The 18,930-nt window shown below is 67.6% G+C and carries 16 protein-coding genes and 1 pseudogene; 9 read left to right on the forward strand and 8 right to left on the reverse strand.

The window, feature by feature from the left end; all coding sequences use genetic code 11:
- Positions 1-50: 50 nt before the first annotated feature.
- The 5 genes from WJ35_RS11025 to mnmC all read right to left on the reverse strand — a co-directional run bounded on the left by WJ35_RS11025 (position 51) and on the right by mnmC (position 6,938).
- Positions 51-761, reverse strand: a complete 711-nt coding sequence (locus WJ35_RS11025; RefSeq protein ID WP_060231196.1) for a glutamine amidotransferase — start codon at positions 759-761, stop codon at positions 51-53.
- A gap of 28 nt (positions 762-789) precedes the next feature.
- Positions 790-1,428 carry a MarR family winged helix-turn-helix transcriptional regulator gene (locus WJ35_RS11030; RefSeq protein WP_069239150.1) on the reverse strand — a complete coding sequence of 213 codons (639 nt, stop codon included), beginning with the start codon at positions 1,426-1,428 and terminating at the stop codon, positions 790-792.
- A 529-nt stretch (positions 1,429-1,957) separates the two neighbouring features.
- On the reverse strand, positions 1,958-3,073 hold the full coding sequence (locus tag WJ35_RS11035) for a YbdK family carboxylate-amine ligase (protein WP_010093152.1): 1,116 nt from the start codon (positions 3,071-3,073) through the stop codon (positions 1,958-1,960).
- A 15-nt stretch (positions 3,074-3,088) separates the two neighbouring features.
- Positions 3,089-4,303, reverse strand: coding sequence for a cation:proton antiporter (locus WJ35_RS11040; protein ID WP_060231112.1), 1,215 nt, complete (start codon positions 4,301-4,303; stop codon positions 3,089-3,091).
- 673 nt (positions 4,304-4,976) lie between these two features.
- On the reverse strand, positions 4,977-6,938 hold the full coding sequence (mnmC, locus tag WJ35_RS11045) for a bifunctional tRNA (5-methylaminomethyl-2-thiouridine)(34)-methyltransferase MnmD/FAD-dependent 5-carboxymethylaminomethyl-2-thiouridine(34) oxidoreductase MnmC (protein ID WP_069239151.1): 1,962 nt from the start codon (positions 6,936-6,938) through the stop codon (positions 4,977-4,979).
- A gap of 388 nt (positions 6,939-7,326) precedes the next feature.
- Here mnmC and WJ35_RS11050 point away from each other — a divergent pair, with 388 nt between their 5' ends.
- Positions 7,327-7,605, forward strand: coding sequence for an HU family DNA-binding protein (locus tag WJ35_RS11050; RefSeq protein WP_006401505.1), 279 nt, complete (start codon positions 7,327-7,329; stop codon positions 7,603-7,605).
- A gap of 140 nt (positions 7,606-7,745) precedes the next feature.
- On the opposite strand, the pseudogene WJ35_RS11055 reads toward WJ35_RS11050, so the two are convergent.
- Both WJ35_RS11055 and WJ35_RS11060 read right to left on the reverse strand, forming a co-directional pair.
- Positions 7,746-9,054 (reverse strand): annotated as a pseudogene (locus WJ35_RS11055) (GTP-binding protein).
- A gap of 141 nt (positions 9,055-9,195) precedes the next feature.
- Complete coding sequence (locus WJ35_RS11060) at positions 9,196-9,645, reverse strand: lytic transglycosylase domain-containing protein (protein ID WP_069239152.1); 450 nt, start codon at positions 9,643-9,645, stop codon at positions 9,196-9,198.
- 371 nt (positions 9,646-10,016) lie between these two features.
- Between WJ35_RS11060 and gspD the strand changes: the two genes are divergently transcribed.
- From gspD to gspF, 3 genes are read left to right on the forward strand one after another with little or no spacing between them, the layout of a single operon-like run.
- Complete coding sequence (gspD, locus tag WJ35_RS11065) at positions 10,017-12,350, forward strand: type II secretion system secretin GspD (RefSeq protein ID WP_069239153.1); 2,334 nt, start codon at positions 10,017-10,019, stop codon at positions 12,348-12,350.
- A 5-nt stretch (positions 12,351-12,355) separates the two neighbouring features.
- Positions 12,356-13,843: a type II secretion system ATPase GspE gene (gene gspE / locus WJ35_RS11070; RefSeq protein WP_332307725.1), complete on the forward strand. Its 1,488-nt coding sequence runs from the start codon at positions 12,356-12,358 to the stop codon at positions 13,841-13,843.
- A 4-nt stretch (positions 13,844-13,847) separates the two neighbouring features.
- A complete protein-coding gene (gene gspF, locus WJ35_RS11075) occupies positions 13,848-15,065 on the forward strand; it encodes a type II secretion system inner membrane protein GspF (RefSeq protein WP_010090230.1) in 1,218 nt (405 codons plus the stop codon).
- A 26-nt stretch (positions 15,066-15,091) separates the two neighbouring features.
- On the opposite strand, the gene WJ35_RS11080 is transcribed toward gspF, so the two are convergent.
- Entirely contained in the window at positions 15,092-15,502 is a 411-nt protein-coding gene (locus tag WJ35_RS11080) for a general secretion pathway protein GspC (RefSeq protein ID WP_010090231.1), read from the reverse strand.
- Positions 15,503-15,685: 183 nt separating this feature from the next.
- Here WJ35_RS11080 and gspG point away from each other — a divergent pair, with 183 nt between their 5' ends.
- From gspG to gspK, 5 genes are read left to right on the forward strand one after another with little or no spacing between them, the layout of a single operon-like run.
- The gene (gene gspG, locus WJ35_RS11085) at positions 15,686-16,138 is read left to right on the forward strand and encodes a type II secretion system major pseudopilin GspG (RefSeq protein WP_010090232.1); all 453 of its coding nucleotides are present in this window, start codon (positions 15,686-15,688) and stop codon (positions 16,136-16,138) included.
- 41 nt (positions 16,139-16,179) lie between these two features.
- Positions 16,180-16,713 (forward strand): GspH/FimT family pseudopilin, encoded by a 534-nt coding sequence (locus tag WJ35_RS11090; protein WP_060231101.1) that lies wholly within the window; start codon positions 16,180-16,182, stop codon positions 16,711-16,713.
- 44 nt (positions 16,714-16,757) lie between these two features.
- A complete protein-coding gene (gene gspI, locus WJ35_RS11095; protein ID WP_045566928.1) occupies positions 16,758-17,153 on the forward strand; it encodes a type II secretion system minor pseudopilin GspI in 396 nt (131 codons plus the stop codon).
- Positions 17,131-17,808: a PulJ/GspJ family protein gene (locus WJ35_RS11100; RefSeq protein WP_059966493.1), complete on the forward strand. Its 678-nt coding sequence runs from the start codon at positions 17,131-17,133 to the stop codon at positions 17,806-17,808. The genes gspI and WJ35_RS11100 overlap by 23 nt, the downstream gene beginning before the upstream one ends.
- Positions 17,805-18,926: a type II secretion system minor pseudopilin GspK gene (gspK, locus tag WJ35_RS11105; protein ID WP_155121892.1), complete on the forward strand. Its 1,122-nt coding sequence runs from the start codon at positions 17,805-17,807 to the stop codon at positions 18,924-18,926. The genes WJ35_RS11100 and gspK overlap by 4 nt, the downstream gene beginning before the upstream one ends.
- The last annotated feature ends 4 nt before the right edge of the window (positions 18,927-18,930 follow it).

Genomic DNA, 18,930 nt, shown 5'->3' on the forward strand with positions numbered 1-18,930 from the left:
TGGTCAGGTGGGGCCGCCTAGGTGGGGCCCAGGTTCGGCAGGCGCGGGCGTCAAATCCCGACGCTGTCGAGCCATTCCGCGAACATGCGGCGCGCGGCCGTTTCGAGCGCGGGGCCGTGTTGCGCGGTGTCGGCGCGCAGCTGGCGCGCGTCGATGCCCGGCGTCGCGGCGATTTCGCCGGCGTTACCGATCAGCCAGGGTTCGAAGCCATCGGCGCGGATTTCCGGATGGCATTGCAGCGCGAGCACGTGCTGCCCCCATGCGAACGCCTGATGGCGGCACGCGGGCGTCGACGCGAGATGGATCGCGCCGCCCGGCAGGTCGAAGGTATCGCCGTGCCAGTGCAGCATCGACGTCGCCGCGCCGTCGAGATGACGCAGCGCGGACGCACGGCCTGCGTCGGAGAGCGTGAGCGGCGTCCAGCCGAGCTCCTTGCGCGCGGCCGGATAGACGCGCGCACCGAGCGCGCGTGCAATGAACTGCGCGCCGAGGCAGATGCCGAGGATCGGCAGGCCCGCGTCGATGCGCTGCTTGACGAGCGCCGCGAGCGGCGCGTTCGTCGGATACTGCGCGTCGTCGTACACGCTGACCGGCCCGCCGAGCACGACGAAGAGCGCTGGCTCGAGCACGTCGAGCACCTCGACCCGGGATGATCCGACGTCGACGTAACGCACCCGCTTCCCCCGTTCGCCGAGCACTTGCTCGAAACTCCCGAGGTCCTCGAAATGCACGTGGCGGATCGCCACGACTTCAGCGTTCATCATCGGCCTCCCGGTCGATCGACGGACGTCAGGCCGCGAAAATCTTCCAGATCTTCTTTTGCGTCGCCGCGTCACCTTCTTCGTGTACCGAACAATCGAGGCGCAGGTCGCTGTCGGTCATCGCCTGGTCGAACACGGCGCAGTGGTGCACGGTCTTCTTCGACTGCTTGCCCGGCTGGAAGTGCGCGCACGTCACGCACATCCGGTGCGGCGGCGTCGCGCCGGCCACCTGCAGCTCGCGCAGCGTCTTCAGCAGCGCGCGGTACAGCGCGCCCTGCTCGTCCGCGGCGAGCGTGCCGACCGCCTTGGTCAGGAACTCGGGCCACTGCAGCGCCTTCTTCGCCGCGGTGCGGCCGCGGGCGGAGAGCCGCACCGCGAGCGCGCGGCCGTCGTCCAGCGCGCGGCGCTTTTCGACCAGCCCCTTGGTCTCGAGCGTGCTGACCGCATCGCTCGTCGTCGCCGCGGTGAGTTGCGTCTCGCGCGCGATCTCGCCGAGCCGCATCGGGCCCTTGCGTTGCAGCAGCAGCACGAGGATCTCGCCCTGCGTCGGCGTGAGGCCGGCGCCTTCCGCCCAATCCCATGCCTGGCTCCGCATGGCCGTACTCAACCGCAGCAGACTGTGGGTGACACGACCCGCAGCCTGGTTCCCGTAAACGCCTTCGCTCATAGTCTTTTCGCTTTGCCGCCGCCCGTCTTCCCGGGCAGCCGTAGTGTGGAGATCGAATCTCTGTCTCAGAAGAGGTGCGCGAAACCGCACGCACCCGACACGGCCGTCGCGAGGCACACACGGCGGCCGCCATCGCGGCAACCGGTGAGACACACGTCGTTCCGGCGTCCGCAAAGCCGACATTCTAAGCGAGAGCGGAAAATCGCACAGCTAAGTTATCCCCTCCAATCTGTGGATAACGGCTGAATAAGACCGGAAAACGGTGTGCGCGGATTTTCTCCAATCGGCGCCGCCGGACCGCCAAGCATTTTCCCGCGTCGCCCGGCAAGCCGCCACCGGCCTGCCTTCCACCGGGTTATCCGTTCGGCAGGCCGTTGACTTTGCAGAGGAATATCGGGTTATCCACAGATTTGGGGGAAACCTGCAAACGATTTCGCCATTGACCTGCGTCAACCGTCCCTCAGCGCTCCTTCAACCTTCGCTCAGCGAATTGCTTTGCGGTCGAGCCCGCAATCAGCAAAACATTTTTTCATTCGCGCCAACGTAAGCACTGCTGGCGGACGGTCTCATTCAGCGATTTTTCCTGCTTGTAGACCGTGCGCAGCCACGACGCGTCGTTCACGCGCGCTTGCGCGAGCGCGCCGATCTCGTCGAGCGCCGCGCGCGAGCCGAGTTCTGCGGCATGCGGAGCAATCCGGTCGAGCGTGTCGAGGATGTCCTCGGCGATCGTGCGCCGCTCGCCGGTCTGAGGATTCACGCAGGTGCCTTCGAGGCCGAACCGGCACGCCTCGAAGCGGTTGAACGTATAGACGAGATAGTCGTCCTCGGACAGCGTCAGCGGCCGGTCGGTCAGCAGGTAGCGCGCGAGCGTCTGGATGTAGCACGCGATCGCCGCCGCGCGGTCGACCGACAGCGGCGTGTCCATCACGCGCACCTCGATCGTGCCGTAGCCGGGCTTCGGCCGGATGTCCCAGTAGAAATCCTTCATCGAATTGACGACGCCGGTGTTCACCATCTTCGTGAAGTACTCCTCGAAGCCGTTCCAGGTCAGCACGAACGGCGCGCGGCCGGACAGCGGGAACGCGAACACCGAGTTCAGGCGCGCGGACTGGAAGCCGGTGTCGACGTTCTGCACGAACGGCGACGACGCCGACAGCGCAATGAAATGCGGAATGAAGCGCGACATCGAGTGCAGCAGGAACAGCGCGCTGTCCGGGTCCGGGCAGCCGATGTGCACGTGCTGGCCGAACACGGTGAACTGTTTCGCCAGATAGCCGTACAGCTCGGAGATGTACTGGAAGCGCGGCGCGTCGTAGATCTGCCGATCGCTCCACTGCTGGAACGCATGCGTGCCGCCGCCGCACAGCCCGACGTTGAGCTGGTCGGCCGCCTTGACGAGCACGTCGCGGATCGCATGCAGCTCGCCGACCGCCTGCTCGTGCGTGTGGCAGATGCCGGTCGACAGCTCGATCATGCTCTCGGTGATTTCCGGCGTGATGTTGCCCGGGAAGGTTTCGCCCTGGATCAGCCGCATCAGGTCGGACGCCGCTTTCGTCAGATCGTAGTTGTGCGTGTTGACGACCTGGATTTCCAGTTCGATGCCGAACGTGAACGGCTCGGAATTGACGAAGGTTTCGAGTGACATGGCAGTTCCCGTAAATCAGTTGCTGTCGCTGCGCTCGCCGACCGCCGACAGGCAGCGGTAGACGAGGAACGGGCCGACCAGCTGCAGCACGACGATCGAGCACATCACGATCGCGCGCAGGTGCGGATCGAAATTCGGGTACAGCTGATAGGTATCGTCGACGAGCAGGTAGGCGAGCGCGGACATCGGCGACAGCGCGATGCCGAGCGCGACGCCCTGCTTCATCCCGATGCCGCTCGGCTTCGCGAACGCGACGACGCCGGCCAGTTTCGCGGCCAGCCGCGTCACGATCAGCGCGACGGCGAACAGCCCGCCGAGCGCGATGTCGCCCCACGTGAACGAGGTCAGCGTCAGCACGAACAGGACGACCGTCAGCAGCCAGCCGGCGGTGCCGAAGTGTTCGGGCCAGAGCTGCGGACGCGCCTCGAGGTTCTTCACGATGATGCCGGCGAGCAGCAGCGTGAGCAGCGTCGACAGCTTCAGCGCCTGCGCGACCGCGATCGCGATCATCACGAGCCCGAACAGCGCGACGAACGAATGCTCGCTGCGCATCGTCGCGGTCATGTGGCGGAACAGGTAATTGCACGCGCGCGCGACGACGTACGCGACGATGAACGAGCCGGACAGCAGGTAGACCGGCTGCAGGATCGTCGCGAACACGTTGCCGTACGCCTCCTGGTGCAGCCAGCTCGTCACGAGCTTGGTCAGCACGACTGCATAGACGCTGTTGAGCGCGGTCAGCGTAATCAGGCGCTGCGACACCTGCCCTTCCGCACGCAGCTCGGTCTTCAGCTGGATCACCATCGACGGCGACGTCGCGACCGCGATCGCCGACAGCACCAGCGCGACCATGCCCGACACGCCGAGCGCGAGCAGCACGAACAGCACGAGCACGAACGTGAGCGTGGCTTCGGCGAGGCTCGACGCGATCAGCCACGGGTTGCGGCGGATCCAGCGCAAGTCGAGCCGGCTGCCGAGCTCGAACAGCAGCAGGCCGAGCGCGACGTCGATCAGCAAGCGCGACGTTTCGTCGGTGCTGGCGTCGATCACGCCGAAACCGAACGAGCCGGCGACGAGGCCGATCACCGCATAGCCGGTGATGCGCGGCAGCCGCCACGCGCGATAGCAGAGCTCGCCGCACAGGCCGGCGGCGAACAGCGCGAGCCCGGCCCAGAACACGGCATCCGGCGCGAGCGGCCAATTGGGCAGGAATGAGAACGCCGACTTCATCGTGGTGACTTCTCCTTTGGAAGCAACCGCCAGCGACACGGGGTCAAGCGTCAACGTCGAGATGCGCGCCGGCTGGGTATTGCCCCGAAATGTGATTGTTGTGCGCGACGGCAGGACATGGGAACAGCCTGCTCCGCCATTCGGCGGCGATGTCGTTCAGGCATGCCGATCTGGATTGTCGGCCTGGTGTGTGAATGGCCTGCGCGATCTCGAAGATTCAGATTCGAAACTGTGCCGACCGTTCCATTGAAGCATGTCCGGCGCCTGGCCGGACGAACGCGAAGGAAACCGATTGTGCCACAGGTTTTTCGTTCCGGAACCCGCCCGATCGACTCGCGGCGCTGTGAGGCGCCACAGGTCTTTGGTTTCAACTGTTTACTCGTATATATACGTAGTAGAAGTTAACAAGAACCGCACAGTTCTGTGGATAACGCCGGTTTGTGTAGAAAGATCAAGGCATTGGCGTGCGCGTAACCCGTTGCACACGCTGTTTGCTCACAGCGGTTTGAGTTGAGCAACTTTTGGTCCGTTTCACAGCTGTGCCGACTTGCCCAGTTTACGTCCACTGTGATTGCACACGGAGTGCGCACGGATTTCGCGCGGTTATCCACAGCGGTCCGTGGATAAGTTTGCGCGGGCGAATCGCGGGACTGTGAGGCGTGGGCCGGCCAGGTCAGCCGAGTTTGCGCCCGCGCAGGGCGCGGATCAGGAACCGGGCGGGGTCGACGGCATCGACGAGCTCGCGCTCGAGCGGCCACGGCTCGCCTTCGAGCTGCGACGCGATCAGCTCGGCGCCGAGCGCCGCCCAGACGAGGCCGCGCGAACCGTAGCCGAACGCGCCGTAAAGGCCCCCGGTGCGCGGCAGGTCGCGCGCTTTCGCACCGCTGAGCGCCTTCGCGTGGGCGAGCGCCTGCGCTTCGTCCGCGAGCGGGCCGATCAGCGGCACGCGATCGGCGACGACCCAGCGAAACGCGACGCGCCCGCGCAACGTATCGACGTCCGGCACGTCGCCGACGAGGCCCGGCAGCAGATGCCGGATGCGCGCGAGGTTTTCGAGGTGGCCGGCGTCGCGAATCTCAGGATCGACGTCGTCGGGTTCGAACGTCGCGCCGATCAGCAGCGTGCCGTCGTCGAGCGGCACCGCATAGCCGTCGCCGATCACCGGGCAGTCGAGCGGCGCCGCGCTGCCCGGCGGCAGCAGCGTGAGCTGCCCGCGCACCGGCTGCAGCGCGACGTGCCGCAAGCCGGCAAGCCGCACCGCATCGCCGGCGTTGGCGAGCACGACGGCCGGCGCTTGCGCGATCGTCCGGCCGGCGGCGTCGAGCGCGCGCCACGTGTCGCCATCGCGTTCGAGCCCCGCGACTTCGGTGCCGGTGCGCAGCGTCACGCGTTCGCCGGCCGCGGCGACCTGGGCGGCGCAGAGCCCGGCCGGCCATACGGCGCCGCCGTGCGGAAACAGCAGGCCACCGTGCGCGACCGGCAGATTCAGATGCGCGCGCGCGGCGTCGGCATCGAGCAGCGTGACATGGTCGGCCGGTGCGCCGAGCGCGTCGAAGGCCGCGCGCATCCGCTCGAAATCGTCGGCCGATTCCGCGAGCTGGATCATCCCGCGCGTGCTGCGCCCGAACCCGTGGCCCGCACGTTCGAGCGCGCGCCAGCGTGCGAGCGCGTGGAGGAAGCCGCTGCGCGTGAGCCGGCTCGCGACGTTGTCGTCGCGCGTCATCAGCGGATGGAACACGCCGGCGGGATTGCCCGATGCTTCGCCCGCGATGCGTTCGCGCCGCTCGATCAGCGTGACGTCCCAGCCGCGCGCGGCGAGCCGCTCGACCACGGCGCAGCCCGCGAGGCCCGCGCCGATCACGATCGCGCGGCGCGTGTCGACCGGCAGCGCACGCGGCGGCTCGTGACGGCGCATCTGCCAGCGCGGCGCGAATTCGCCGACCAGCATCGCGCGCTTGCCGGCGAAGCCGTCGACCTTGCGATACGCGAAGCTCGCTTCCGCGAGCGCGTGCTTCACGGCGCCCGAACTCGAATACGTCGCGAATGTCGCGCCGTCGCCGGCGAGGCGCGCGAGCGCGCGAAACAGGTCGACCGACCACAGGTCCGGGTTTTTCGACGGCGCGAAGCCATCCAGATAAAACGCGTCGGCGCGCACCGCGAGCTTCGGCAGCATCGCGAGCGCATCGCCGAACACGAGCGTGAGCACGACGCGTCCGCCGTCGAATTCGAGCCGATGAAAACCGGGCACGGCCGGCGGCCACGCATCGGCAAGCAGCGCCGCCTGCTCCGACAAAGTTGTGCCCGCAACGATGTGGGAAAGTGCTCGACGCAGGTCGTCGCGCGTGAACGGATGCTTCTCGACCGACACGAAGTGGAGCCGCTCGCAGCGCGCGGGATCGTCGCGCCACGCGGCCCAGGTCGCGAGGAAGTTGCCGCCGGCGCCGAAGCCGGTCTCGACGATCGTGAACGTGCGCCTGCCCTGCCAGCGCGCGGGCAGGCCGTTGCCTGCGACAAACACGTAGTTCGCCTGCGCGAGCGCGCCGGCGGCGCTGTGATAGACGTCGCCGTAGGCGGGCGAGACGAGGGTGCCGTCGTCGCTGAACGCGATCGTGGCGGGAACGAGTCGGTCTGGCATGCGAAACAAATATCGTGGCGACCAAGCCTGGCAAGGGGTTGCGCGGACCGGCCCGGCGCGCCGTTGGCAAAAACCAACGGCGCTGCACACGGGCCGATCGCGCTGCGTATCCTGTCCGGTTGGCGCAGGTCAAAAAACCCGCAAGCAATGATTCATTCGGCGAAACACCGATGAAAATCTTTGAAACCCTTGTCGTTATTGGGTTTGCGCTGCGCTATCATAGCAAGCGCCGTTCTGCGGGGCGGTCTTCGGGATGCCGGGGGCCGACCTGCGGGGCCAGGATTCGGCGGAGTGCCGTCGGAGTCCGACTCTCGACGGCACGGTTCGCGCACGTATAATCGGCGCGTTCGCGCTGTTCGTGTCAACCTAACCTGAAAAAGGAACCTTAATGAACAAACAGGAACTGATCGACGCCGTCGCCGCCCAAACGGGCGCCAGCAAGGCTCAAACCGGCGAAACGCTGGACACGCTGCTCGAAGTCATCAAGAAAGCCGTGTCGAAGGGCGATGCGGTTCAGCTGATCGGCTTCGGCAGCTTCGGTTCGGGCAAGCGCGCAGCACGTACGGGCCGCAACCCGAAGACGGGTGAAACCATCAAGATCCCGGCAGCCAAGACCGTCAAGTTCACGGCTGGCAAGGCGTTCAAGGACGCCGTCAACAAGCGTTAATACCGCGCTCGTTCCAGAAAAAAACCCGCCGGAAGGCGGGTTTTTTGTTTGGCGCGCGCGGCATTTTCACCACAGTGTGCGCCGCGCTTGCAAGATTTAACGTTGTGTCGGCCGCTTGCCAGCAGCGTGTTTACCGCGTGTTACGCATGCACGATCTGCCCGTCGGGATCGTCGTCATCATGCTCGTCGACGTCCCACGCCGGGAACGGATCGTCGAATGCGGCCCATTGTTCGGCGCCGAGCGCGAATTCCTTGTCGGTCAGCAGGCATGCGTCGAGCTTTGCGCGCCATGCCGCCGCGTCGAGGCCGATGCCGATCAGCACGAGTTCCTGGCGCCGGTCGCCGACCGAGCGGTCGTCGAGGTCGCCCTGCCATTCCGCGCGGATCTCGGCGAGCAGCGCGTCGTCGTCCGGCCATTCCGCGCGATCCTGCGCGGCCCACCACAAGCCCGCCGGCCCGTGCCGGCACACGCCGCCCGCCTGCGACAGCGAGCCGGCGATGTCGTTGCGCGTCGCGAGCCAGAAGAACCCCTTGCTGCGCAGCACGCCCGGCCACTCCTCGTGCAGCAGCGCCCACAGGCGTCCCGGATGGAACGGCCGGCGCGCGCGGTAGACGAAGTTGCCGATGCCGAATTCGTCCGCCTCGCCATGCACGTGCGGATGCGCATGGTCATCGCCGTGCTCGTGATCGTGGTCATGCGCGTGCTCGAGCGACGCGAGCCAGCCCGGCGCGTTCGCCGCCTCGTCGAAATCGAAGCGGCCGGTGTCCAGCAGCTCGCGGGGCGGCACGTTGCCGAACGTCGACACGATCTGGTGCGCGCGCGGGTTCAGCCGCGCGAGGATGTGCTGCAGTTGCGCCAGCTCGTCCGCGCCGACGAGGTCGGCCTTGTTGATCACGAGCACGTCGCAGAATTCGATCTGCTCGATCAGCAGCTCGACGAGCGTACGGTCGTCGTCCTCGCTGGCCGCAATGCCGCGTGCGGCGAGCGCGTCGTCCGAACCGTAGTCGCGCAGGAAATTGAAAGCGTCGACGACGGTGACGAGCGTGTCGAGCCGCGCGAACTCGCCGGAGCGACCTGCCGTCGTCGTCGACGAACGTGAAGGTTTCGGCGATCGGCATCGGCTCGGCGATCCCGGTCGATTCGATCAGGATCGCGTCGAAGCGGCCTTCCGCGGCGAGCTTGCGGATCTCGACGAGCAGGTCGTCGCGCAGCGTGCAGCAGATGCAGCCGTTCGACATCTCGACGAGCCGCTCCTCGACGTGCGACAGCGCCTGCGCGTCGCGCACGAGCGACGCGTCGATGTTGACCGCCGCGAGATCGTTGACGATCACGGCGACCTTCAGGCCCGCGCGGTTCGCGAGGATATGGTTGAGCAGCGTGGTCTTGCCGGCGCCGAGAAAGCCGGACAGCACGGTGACGGGCAACGGCTGGTTCATTGCCGGATTCATAACGATACGCACCAACGAAAAAAGGAAAAAGCGGCCGCGGCGCCCTTGCGGGGCGCGATCGGCCCGCGGGGCCGGTCGACATGGCGGCGTGAGCCCGCATTGTGCATCAAACGCGCATCGGCCGGCCGGCGCGGCGCCGGGTCACGGCTGCGGCGGCAGCAATTTCCATTGCGTGAGGATGCCGGCGATCTGCTTCGCGTACTTGTCGCGCAGCGACGGCGTTTCCGAGTGATAGGCGCCGACCGCCTGCCATGTGTTGCCGTACCGGTTCATCTTCTGGCGCAGGTGCCACGCCGCAATATAGACGTTCTTGCACGGCTCCATCAGCGTGTCGCGGCCGATCCCGTAGCGCGACAGCACCGGCAGATGGATCGAATTGATCTGCATCAGCCCGTAGTCGGTCGAGCCGTTCGCATTCTTGTTCCTCGCGTCCGGCCGGTTGCGCGATTCCTGCCACGCGATCGCGCGCAGGATCAGCGGATTGACCTGCTGGTATTTGGCCGCTTCGTCGAAACAGTCGGCGCGAGCGTTGCCGCTGGCGAGCCATGCGCCGGCGGCGATCAGCGCGATCGAAGCGAACCGTCTGTTCATAGTGCGCAAGCGGTGACGAATAGGTGAAATGCTCGGGAAAACCCGTGTCTGTTCGGCGTACGACTGGAAACGCGTCGCCCGTATCATACCGACAGACCGTCACGTGGCGACATCCGACGGACGGCAGACCGTTTATACCGCATTTCCGTGTCGATCTCGATAGCGCGACAAGGCGATGGCGGCCGGAATCTCGCAGTGATGCCGAAAATATTACATTCTGCATACATTGCGCCAGCAAGATGTCGTATATGAGACAGTATTCGGATCGATGTGATATTTCGGACATGAAAAACTGCTAATGTCGCTGTTTTCGGAATTGGATCCAGTACCACCGCCGGATGTGGCCTGAGCCGGCATCGACCCATTCATCCATGACAAGAAATCGCTTCGTTATGCGGCGCGTCGCTGCGACCCTGATGGTCGCCGGCATCATCGTCGCGCAGGCCGCCCACGCTCAGGTCACGCTCAACTTCGTGAACGCGGATATCGATCAGGTTGCCAAGGCGATCGGCGCCGCGACCGGCAAGACGATCATCGTCGATCCGCGCGTGAAGGGGCAGCTCAACCTCGTCGCCGAACGTCCGGTGCCGGAAGACCAGGCGCTGAAGACGCTGCAGTCCGCGCTGCGCATGCAGGGCTTCGCGCTCGTGCAGGATCACGGCGTGCTGAAGGTCGTGCCCGAGGCCGACGCCAAGCTGCAGGGCGTGCCGACCTACGTCGGCAACTCGCCGCAGGCGCGCGGCGACCAGGTCGTCACGCAGGTATTCGAACTGCGTAACGAATCGGCGAACAACCTGCTGCCGGTGCTGCGGCCGCTGATCTCGCCGAACAACACGGTCACCGCCTATCCGGCCAACAACACGATCGTCGTCACCGACTATGCGGACAACGTGCGCCGCATCGCGCAGATCATTGCGGGCGTCGACAGCGCCGCCGGTGCGCAGGTACTGGTCGTGCCGCTCAAGAATGCGAACGCGATCGATCTGGCCGCGCAGTTGCAGAAGATGCTCGACCCCGGCGCGATCGGCAACAGCGACGCGACGCTCAAGGTGTCGGTCATCGCCGACCCGCGCACCAATTCGCTGATGCTGCGCGCGTCGAGCGCGTCGCGCCTCGCGGCCGCGAAGCGGCTCGTGCAGCAGCTCGACGCGCCGAGCGGCGTGCCCGGCAACATGCACGTCGTGCCGCTGAAGAACGCCGAGGCAACGAAGCTCGCGAAGACGCTGCGCGGGATGCTCGGCAAGGGCGGCGGCGAAACCGGCGCGTCGGCGACGTCGAACGAAGCGAGCGCGTTCAACCAGGGCGGCTCGTCGGCGGCCGGCAGCTTCTCGACCGGCACCGCGGGCACCCCGCCGCTGCCGTCGGGCGGCCTCGGCGGTACGTCGTCTTCGTCGTACGGCGGCGGCTCGTCGCAAGGCGGGGGCCTCGGCACCGGCGGCCTCCTGGGCGGCGAGAAGGAAAAGGGCGAAGAAAACCAGCCGGGCGGGATGATCCAGGCCGACGCGGCGACGAACTCGCTGATCATCACGGCGCCCGACCCCGTCTACCGGAACCTGCGCGCGGTGATCGACCAGCTCGACGCGCGGCGCGCGCAGGTCTACATCGAGGCGCTCGTCGTCGAGCTGCAGGCGACGACGTCCGGCAACCTGGGGATTCAGTGGCAGGTGGCGAACAACGCACTCTTTGCGGGCACGAACCTGCCGAGCGGAGCATCGATAAGCGGCGCGGGGCTCGGCAACAGCATCATCGATCTGACCGGCAGGGCCGCGACGTCGCCGCTCACTGCGGTCGGCGCGCTCACGCCGGGCCTGAACATCGGCTGGCTGCGCAATATGTTCGGCGTCCAGGGGCTCGGCGCGCTGTTGCAGTACTTCGCCGGCTCGAGCGACGCGAACGTGCTGTCGACGCCGAACCTCATCACGCTCGACAACGAAGAAGCGAAGATCGTCGTCGGCCAGAACGTGCCGATCCCGACAGGTTCGTACTCGAACCTGACGAGCGGCACGGGGGGCAATGCGTTCAACACGTACGACCGCCGCGACGTCGGCCTCACGCTGCACGTGAAGCCGCAGATCACCGATGGCGGCATCCTGAAGATGCAGCTCTACACGGAAGATTCGTCGGTGGTTCAGTCGACCGTTTCGACGTCGGCCAATAGTCCCGGGCCGACGTTCAACAAGCGCTCGATCCAGTCGACCGTGCTCGCGGACAACGGCGAGATCATCGTGCTCGGCGGCCTGATGCAGGACAACTACAACACGTCGAACAGCAAGGTGCCGCTGCTGGGCGACATCCCGTGGATCGGCCAGTTGTTCCGTTCGGAGTCGAAGTCCCGCCAGAAGACCAACCTGATGGTGTTCCTGCGCCCGGTGATCATCAACGACCGCGAGACCGCGCAGGCCGTCACCGCGAACCGCTACGACTACATCCAGGGCGTGACGGGCGCGTACAAGTCGGACAACAACATCATCAAGGACAAGGACGACCCGGTCGTGCCGCCGATGCCGCTCGGCCCGAGCCAGGGCGGTTCGCCCGCGATGAACCTGTTCGACCTCGACAAGATGCGCCGCCAGCAGATGCAGCGTCAGGTCGCGCCGGTCCCGGCCCAGCCGCTGCCGGAGCAGACGCCCGTGCAGCCGCAAAGCGTGCCGCAGCAGACGGTGCCGCAGCAACCGTTGAGCGCCACGCCGGGAGCCTCGCAGTGAGCGACGTGCCCGCCTCCACCCACGAAGGCGCGCCGGGCGAACGCCCGCCGCCGTCGCCGCTCGCCGCGCGGCTGTTGCCGTACGGCTTCGCGAAGAGCGGCCAGGTGCTGATCGCGCATCAGCACGAGGACACGCTCGAAGTGTGGATCAGCGACCGCACGAGCGACGCGGCGCTCGCGGAGATCGCGCGCAACTTCGGCTCGATCTCGGTGCTGCGCCTGCCGGCCGACGAACTCGCGCACGCGATCAACCAGGCTTACGCGCGCCAGGACGGCAGCGCCGCGCAGGTGGTCGGCGAGGTCGAGGGTGAAGTCGACCTGTCGCGGCTGATGCAGGACATCCCCGAAGTCGAGGACTTGCTCGAATCGGAAGACGACGCGCCGATCATCCGGATGATCAACGCGCTGCTCACGCAAGCGGCGCGCGAGCAGGCGTCGGACATCCACATCGAGCCGTTCGAGAACGCGTCGGTCGTGCGCTTTCGCGTCGACGGCACGCTGCGCGACGTCGTGCGGCCGAAGAAGGCGCTGCACGGCGCGCTGATCTCGCGGATCAAGATCATGGCGCAGCTCGACATCGCCGAGAAGCGCCTGCCGCAGGACGGCCGGATCACGCTGCGGGTCGGCGGCCGGCCGGTCGACGTGCGGGTGTCGACGCTGCCGACCGGGCACGGCGAGCGCGCGGTGCTGCGTCTGCTCGAGAAGGACGCGCAGCGCCTGAACCTCGAAGCGCTCGGGATGGGCCGCGACACGCTCACGCAGTTCGACAAGCTGATCGCGCGCCCGCACGGCATCGTGCTCGTCACGGGCCCGACGGGCTCGGGCAAGACGACGACGCTGTACGCGTCGATGTCGCGGCTCGAAACCGCGACGACCAACATCATGACGGTCGAGGACCCGATCGAATACGACCTGTCCGGCATCGGCCAGACGCAGGTGAACGAGCGGATCGGGATGACCTTCGCCCGCGCGCTGCGCTCGATCCTGCGGCAGGACCCGGACGTGATCATGATCGGCGAAATCCGCGACCTCGAAACCGCGCAGATCGCGGTGCAGGCGTCGCTGACGGGCCACCTCGTGCTCGCGACGCTGCACACGAACGATGCGGCGTCGGCGGTCACGCGCCTGACCGACATGGGCGTCGAGCCGTATCTGCTCGCGTCGTCGCTGCTCGGCGTGCTCGCGCAGCGGCTCGTGCGGCAGCTCTGCCCGGTCTGCAAGGAAGAGCGGCACGAGGAAGGCCGCACGGTGTGGCATCCGGTCGGCTGCGACAAGTGCGGGCATTCGGGCTATGCGGGCCGGCGCGGCGTATACGAACTGCTGATCGTCGACGAGTCGATTCGCACGCTGATCCACCGCAACGCGGCCGACGCGGAGATTCTCGCGACGGGCCGCGCGCAAGGGATGCGCACGCTGCGCGACGACGCCGAGCGCTGGCTCGCGGCGGGCGCGACGTCGCTCGAGGAAGTGTTGCGCGTGACGGGAGGCGCATAGCGCGATGCCGGCATTCCGATTCGAAGCAATCGACGCGGCAGGTCATGCGCAAAAGGGCGTCGTCGAAGCCGACAGCGCGCGCGGCGCGCGCGGCCAGCTGCGCACGCAGGGGCTGACGCCGCTCGTCGTCGAGCCGGCGGCCAGCGCGACCCGCGGCGCGCGCAGCCAGCGCCTCGCGCTCGGCCGCAAGCTGTCGCAGCGCGAACAGGCCATCCTCACGCGCCAGCTCGCGAGCCTGCTGATCGCCGGGCTGCCGCTCGACGAATCGCTCGGCGTGCTGACCGAGCAGGCCGAGCGCGACTACATCCGCGAACTGATGGCCGCGATCCGCGCCGAGGTGCTGGGCGGCCATTCGCTCGCGAACGCGCTCGCGCAGCATCCGCGCGATTTCCCGGAAATCTATCGCGCGCTCGTCGCGGCGGGAGAGCACACGGGCAAGCTCGGCATCGTGCTGTCGCGCCTCGCCGACTACATCGAGCAGAGCAACGCGCTGAAGCAGAAGATCCTGCTCGCGTTCACGTATCCGGGGATCGTCACGCTGATCGCGTTCGGCATCGTCACGTTCCTGCTGAGCTACGTGGTGCCGCAGGTCGTCAACGTGTTCGCGAGCACCAAGCAGCAACTGCCGATCCTGACGGTCGTGATGATGGCGCTGTCGGATTTCGTGCGGCACTGGTGGTGGGCGATCGTGATCGCGGCCGTGCTCGTCGTCTGGTTCGTCAGGGCGACGCTGTCGCGCGACGGGCCGCGCCTCGCGTTCGACCGCTGGCTGCTGACCGCGCCGCTCGCCGGCAAGCTGGTGCGCGGCTACAACACGGTGCGCTTCGCGAGCACGCTCGGCATCCTGACCGCGGCCGGCGTGCCGATCCTGCGCGCGCTGCAGGCGGCGGGCGAGACGCTGTCGAACCGCGCGATGCGCGCGAACATCGACGACGCGATCGTGCGCGTGCGCGAAGGCTCCGCGCTGTCGCGCGCGCTGAACAACGTGAAGACGTTTCCGCCGGTGCTGGTGCACCTGATCCGTTCCGGCGAGGCGACGGGCGACGTGACGACGATGCTCGACCGCGCGGCCGAAGGCGAGGCGCGCGAACTCGAACGCCGCACGATGTTCCTGACGAGCCTGCTCGAGCCGCTGCTGATTCTCGCGATGGGGGGCATCGTGCTCGTGATCGTGCTGGCCGTGATGCTGCCGATCATCGAGCTGAACAACATGGTGCAGTGACGGCCGTGCCGGCCGTCACCGGACGTTCAGCGCATGTAGATCGCCGGAGACGGCGTGTTGGCGGGCAACGCGACTTCGGCACGGGCGCCGTTGCGCTCGACGATGATCGAGCGGTCGCGGACTTCGGCGAGCTTCGCGCCGGGCGCGACCTCGGCGCCGAGCGACACCGCGCGCGGCGGCTCGCCGCCGACGCCGACGATCGCGGCGGCGCCGCGCTGGAGCGCGAGGATGCCGAACAGGTGGATGTCCTGCACGGGATTCTTGTCGAGCTGGCCGCCGAACAGCGCGGCGGCATCCTCGGTGCGAATCGGGGGCCGCGCGGCGGCGGCGGGCAGCGGTGCTTCGCGGGCCGACAGCGTGACGACCCAATAGGTGGCCGTCGCGCACAACGCCGCGAAGAGGGCGAGGGAGAGTATCCGGATCGAGATCGCGTTCATGCGCGCTATTGTACGGATGTATGTGAAATTTGCGTTGAGTGAAAGCCCTTGGCGGGCCGCGCCTTACAATGCGTGCTCCGTGCCCGGCGCAATCGGCGCAGCAGTCCCGCAGGGACCTGACCCGGTTGCTTCGGAAACGTCACTCAATCGACGACAATTTTTTGGAAAGAGGAAGTCAGCAGCATGCAAACGTGGATCACTCGACGCAACGGAGCTGTTCGCCGTCAGCGCGGTTTCACGCTGATCGAGATCATGGTGGTGGTCGCGATTCTCGGGATTCTGGCGGCGCTGATCGTGCCGAAGATCATGAGCCGTCCGGACGAGGCGCGCCGCATCGCCGCGAAGCAGGACATCGGCACGATCATGCAGGCGCTCAAGCTGTACCGTCTCGACAACGGCCGCTATCCGTCGCAGGACCAGGGCCTGCAGGCGCTGATCCAGAAGCCGAGCACCGATCCGATCCCGAACAACTGGAAGGACGGCGGCTATCTCGAGCGCCTGCCGAACGATCCGTGGGGCAACGCGTACAAGTACCTGAACCCGGGCGTGCACGGCGAGATCGACGTGTTCAGCTACGGCGCCGACGGCAAGGAAGGCGGCGAATCCAACGATACCGACATCGGTTCGTGGCAGTAAACGATCGCTGACCGGCCCGACGTCTCTTTTTTCTGATCCCCATGCTCGCCATCCGCACGACTTCCCGCTTCGGGCGCGGCTGCCGTGTGCGCCGGGCGCCGGCGCGCGCGGATGGCGCGCGGGCGCCGCAGCGCGGCTTCACGCTGCTCGAGATGCTCGTCGTGCTCGTGATCGCGGGCCTGCTGGTGTCGCTCGCGTCGCTGTCGCTGACGCGCAATCCGCGCACCGACCTGCGCGAGGAAGCGCAGCGGCTCGCGCTGCTGTTCGAGACGGCGGGCGACGAAGCGCAGGTGCGCGCCCGTCCGATCGCCTGGCAGCCGACCGCGCGCGGATTTCGCTTCGACATGAGCACCGCCGACGGCTGGCGCACGCTGCGCGACGACCTGCTGCGCCCGCGCGACTGGGACGGCGGCGTGACGGGCGCCGACATCGACTACCCGGGCTCGGATACGCGCGTGGACCGCGTCGTGTTCGGCACCGAGAGCATCGACATGCCGGTGCGCGTGACGCTGCGCTCGACCGTCGGCAGCGTGACGATCGTCGGCACCGGCAACGGCCGCTACGAGGTGCAGTGACGATGCATCGCCGGCCGTTCTTCTCCCCTTCCCCCGCTCCCGCGATGCGTCCCTGCACGGGACGTTCAGCGGCGCGCGGTTTCACGATGATCGAGGTGCTGGTCGCGCTTGCGATCATCGCGGTGGCGCTCGCCGCGTCGATTCGCGCGGTCGGCACGCTGGCGACCGGCTCGTCGGACCTGCATCGCCGGCTGCTGGCCAGCTGGAGCGCCGACAACGCGCTCGCGCAGTTGCGGCTCGCGCATGCGTGGCCGGAGATCGGCGAGCAGAGCTTCGATTGCTCGCAGGGCAACGTGAAGCTCGTCTGCACGCAGCGCGTCAGCGCGACGCCGAATCCGGTGTTCCGGCGCGTCCAGGTATCGGTGAGCGCGCCGGACGGCAAAGGCGTGCTCGCGCAGATGGTCACGGTGGTCGCGAATGAAACCAGCCGCTCGCTCTGAATCCACGCGGCGCGCCCGCACGCGCGGCTTTACGCTGATCGAACTGATGATCGCGATCGCGATTCTCGCGGTCGTCGCCGTGCTCGCATGGCGCGGGCTCGACCAGATCATGCGCGGCCGCGACAAGGTGTCGTCGGCGATGGAAGACGAACGCATCTTTGCGCAGATGTTCGACCAGATGCGCATCGACGCGCGCCGCGCGGCGACCGACGACGAGGCCGGCCAGCCCGCGCTCGGCGTCGCCGGCAACACGCTGCAGATCGTCCGCGCGTTCGACGCGCCGGGCGCCGCGCCGCGGCTGCAGGTGATTCGCTACCGGATCGCGGCGGGGCGCGTGGTGCGCTACGCGTCGCCGCCGCTCGCCGACGCGAACCGGCTGCGCGACACGCTGAAGAACCCCGACGTCGAAGGCTGGAGCTCGGTGGCGCTGATGGGCGGAGTCGGCGCGATCGACGCGAAGCTCTACGTGCCGCGCGTCGGCTGGACCACGAACGTGCAGACGGCCGACGAAGCGCTCGCGCAGAACAACGATGCGATCAAGGTGCCGCAGCTCGGCAACGCACCGCCGCCGCGCGCGGTGACGGGCCTGCAGGTCAGCATCGGCGCGACGTCGCTGCGCGTGCCGGTGACCCGTATCTTCCTCGTCGGGGAATGACGATGCGCGCCCCTGCCCCGCTTCCGTTCCTCCGGCCCCCCCGCCCCGCGCGCCGGCAACGCGGCGCCGCGATCATCACCGCGCTGCTCGTCGTCGCGCTGTCGGCGATCCTCGTATCGGGGATGCTGTGGCGCGAGCAGGTGCAGATCCGCCGCATCGAGAACCAGCGCCTGATCGCGCAGGCGCAGTGGGTCGCGCGCGGCGCGCTCGACTGGACGCGGATGATCCTGCGCTCGGAAGGCGACACGGCGCCGGGCATCACGTATCTCGGCGGCATCTGGGGCGTGCCGATCGCGAAGACGAAGCTGTCGGACTTCATGGGCAAGATCGGCGTGGGCGGCGGCGGCAGCGAAGGCGAAGACACCTATCTGTCCGGCGCGATCGAGGACGCGCAGGCGAAGTTCAACCTGCGCAACCTCGTGTCGACGCCCGCGCCCGGCGTGCTGCAGCTCAACGCCGCGCAGCTCCAGGCGTTCCAGCGCCTCGTGACGACGCTCGGCTACGACGGCGCGTTCGCGAAGCGCATCGCGCTGCAGGTGCGCGCGGGCCTGAAGCATTCGGCGTCGCGCTTCCAGATGGCGACGCTGCCCGGCGCCGCGGGCGCGCCGTTGCCGGAGGCAGGCACGGGCACGCAGGGCACGGCCTTCACCGACGAGCCCGGCCTCGCCGACAGCGATCGCGGGCCGGCGCCGCTCATCATGACGAGCGTCGACAGCCTGCTCGACGTCGACGGCGTCACGCCGGAAATGGTCGAACGGCTGCGCCCGTTCGTCACCGTGCTGCCGACCACGACGCCCGTGAACATGAACACCGCGCCCGCCGAGGTGATCGCGGCGCTGGTGCCGGGGATGAGCGTGGCGTCGGCGCAGGCGCTCGTGTCGCGCCGCGAGACCGTGTTCTTCCGCAACGTCGGCGACGTGCAGCTTGCGCTGCGCGGCGCCGGCGCGCCGCCGCCGAACGTGACGCCCGATCCGACGCTGATCGACGTCAATTCGAACTATTTCATCGTGCATGGACGGATCCAGCACGATCGCGCCGAGGTCGACCGCACCTCGCTCGTGTATCGTGATCCGACCACGCACTCGACGCGGGTCGTGCGCATCCGCGACCAGCTATAACGAC

This window comes from Burkholderia ubonensis (genome assembly GCF_001718695.1).
Classification (GTDB): domain Bacteria; phylum Pseudomonadota; class Gammaproteobacteria; order Burkholderiales; family Burkholderiaceae; genus Burkholderia; species Burkholderia ubonensis_B.

Coding starts and splice junctions, on each gene's coding strand:
- WJ35_RS11025 (WP_060231196.1), bottom strand. CDS start 761: ATGAACGCTGAAGTCGTGGCGATCCGCCACGTGCATTTCGAGGACCTC.
- WJ35_RS11030 (WP_069239150.1), bottom strand. CDS start 1,428: ATGAGCGAAGGCGTTTACGGGAACCAGGCTGCGGGTCGTGTCACCCAC.
- WJ35_RS11035 (WP_010093152.1), bottom strand. CDS start 3,073: ATGTCACTCGAAACCTTCGTCAATTCCGAGCCGTTCACGTTCGGCATC.
- WJ35_RS11040 (WP_060231112.1), bottom strand. CDS start 4,303: ATGAAGTCGGCGTTCTCATTCCTGCCCAATTGGCCGCTCGCGCCGGAT.
- mnmC (WP_069239151.1), bottom strand. CDS start 6,938: ATGCCAGACCGACTCGTTCCCGCCACGATCGCGTTCAGCGACGACGGC.
- WJ35_RS11050 (WP_006401505.1), top strand. CDS start 7,327: ATGAACAAACAGGAACTGATCGACGCCGTCGCCGCCCAAACGGGCGCC.
- WJ35_RS11060 (WP_069239152.1), bottom strand. CDS start 9,645: ATGAACAGACGGTTCGCTTCGATCGCGCTGATCGCCGCCGGCGCATGG.
- gspD (WP_069239153.1), top strand. CDS start 10,017: ATGACAAGAAATCGCTTCGTTATGCGGCGCGTCGCTGCGACCCTGATG.
- gspF (WP_010090230.1), top strand. CDS start 13,848: ATGCCGGCATTCCGATTCGAAGCAATCGACGCGGCAGGTCATGCGCAA.
- WJ35_RS11080 (WP_010090231.1), bottom strand. CDS start 15,502: ATGAACGCGATCTCGATCCGGATACTCTCCCTCGCCCTCTTCGCGGCG.
- gspG (WP_010090232.1), top strand. CDS start 15,686: ATGCAAACGTGGATCACTCGACGCAACGGAGCTGTTCGCCGTCAGCGC.
- WJ35_RS11090 (WP_060231101.1), top strand. CDS start 16,180: ATGCTCGCCATCCGCACGACTTCCCGCTTCGGGCGCGGCTGCCGTGTG.
- gspI (WP_045566928.1), top strand. CDS start 16,758: ATGCGTCCCTGCACGGGACGTTCAGCGGCGCGCGGTTTCACGATGATC.
- WJ35_RS11100 (WP_059966493.1), top strand. CDS start 17,131: ATGAAACCAGCCGCTCGCTCTGAATCCACGCGGCGCGCCCGCACGCGC.
- gspK (WP_155121892.1), top strand. CDS start 17,805: ATGACGATGCGCGCCCCTGCCCCGCTTCCGTTCCTCCGGCCCCCCCGC.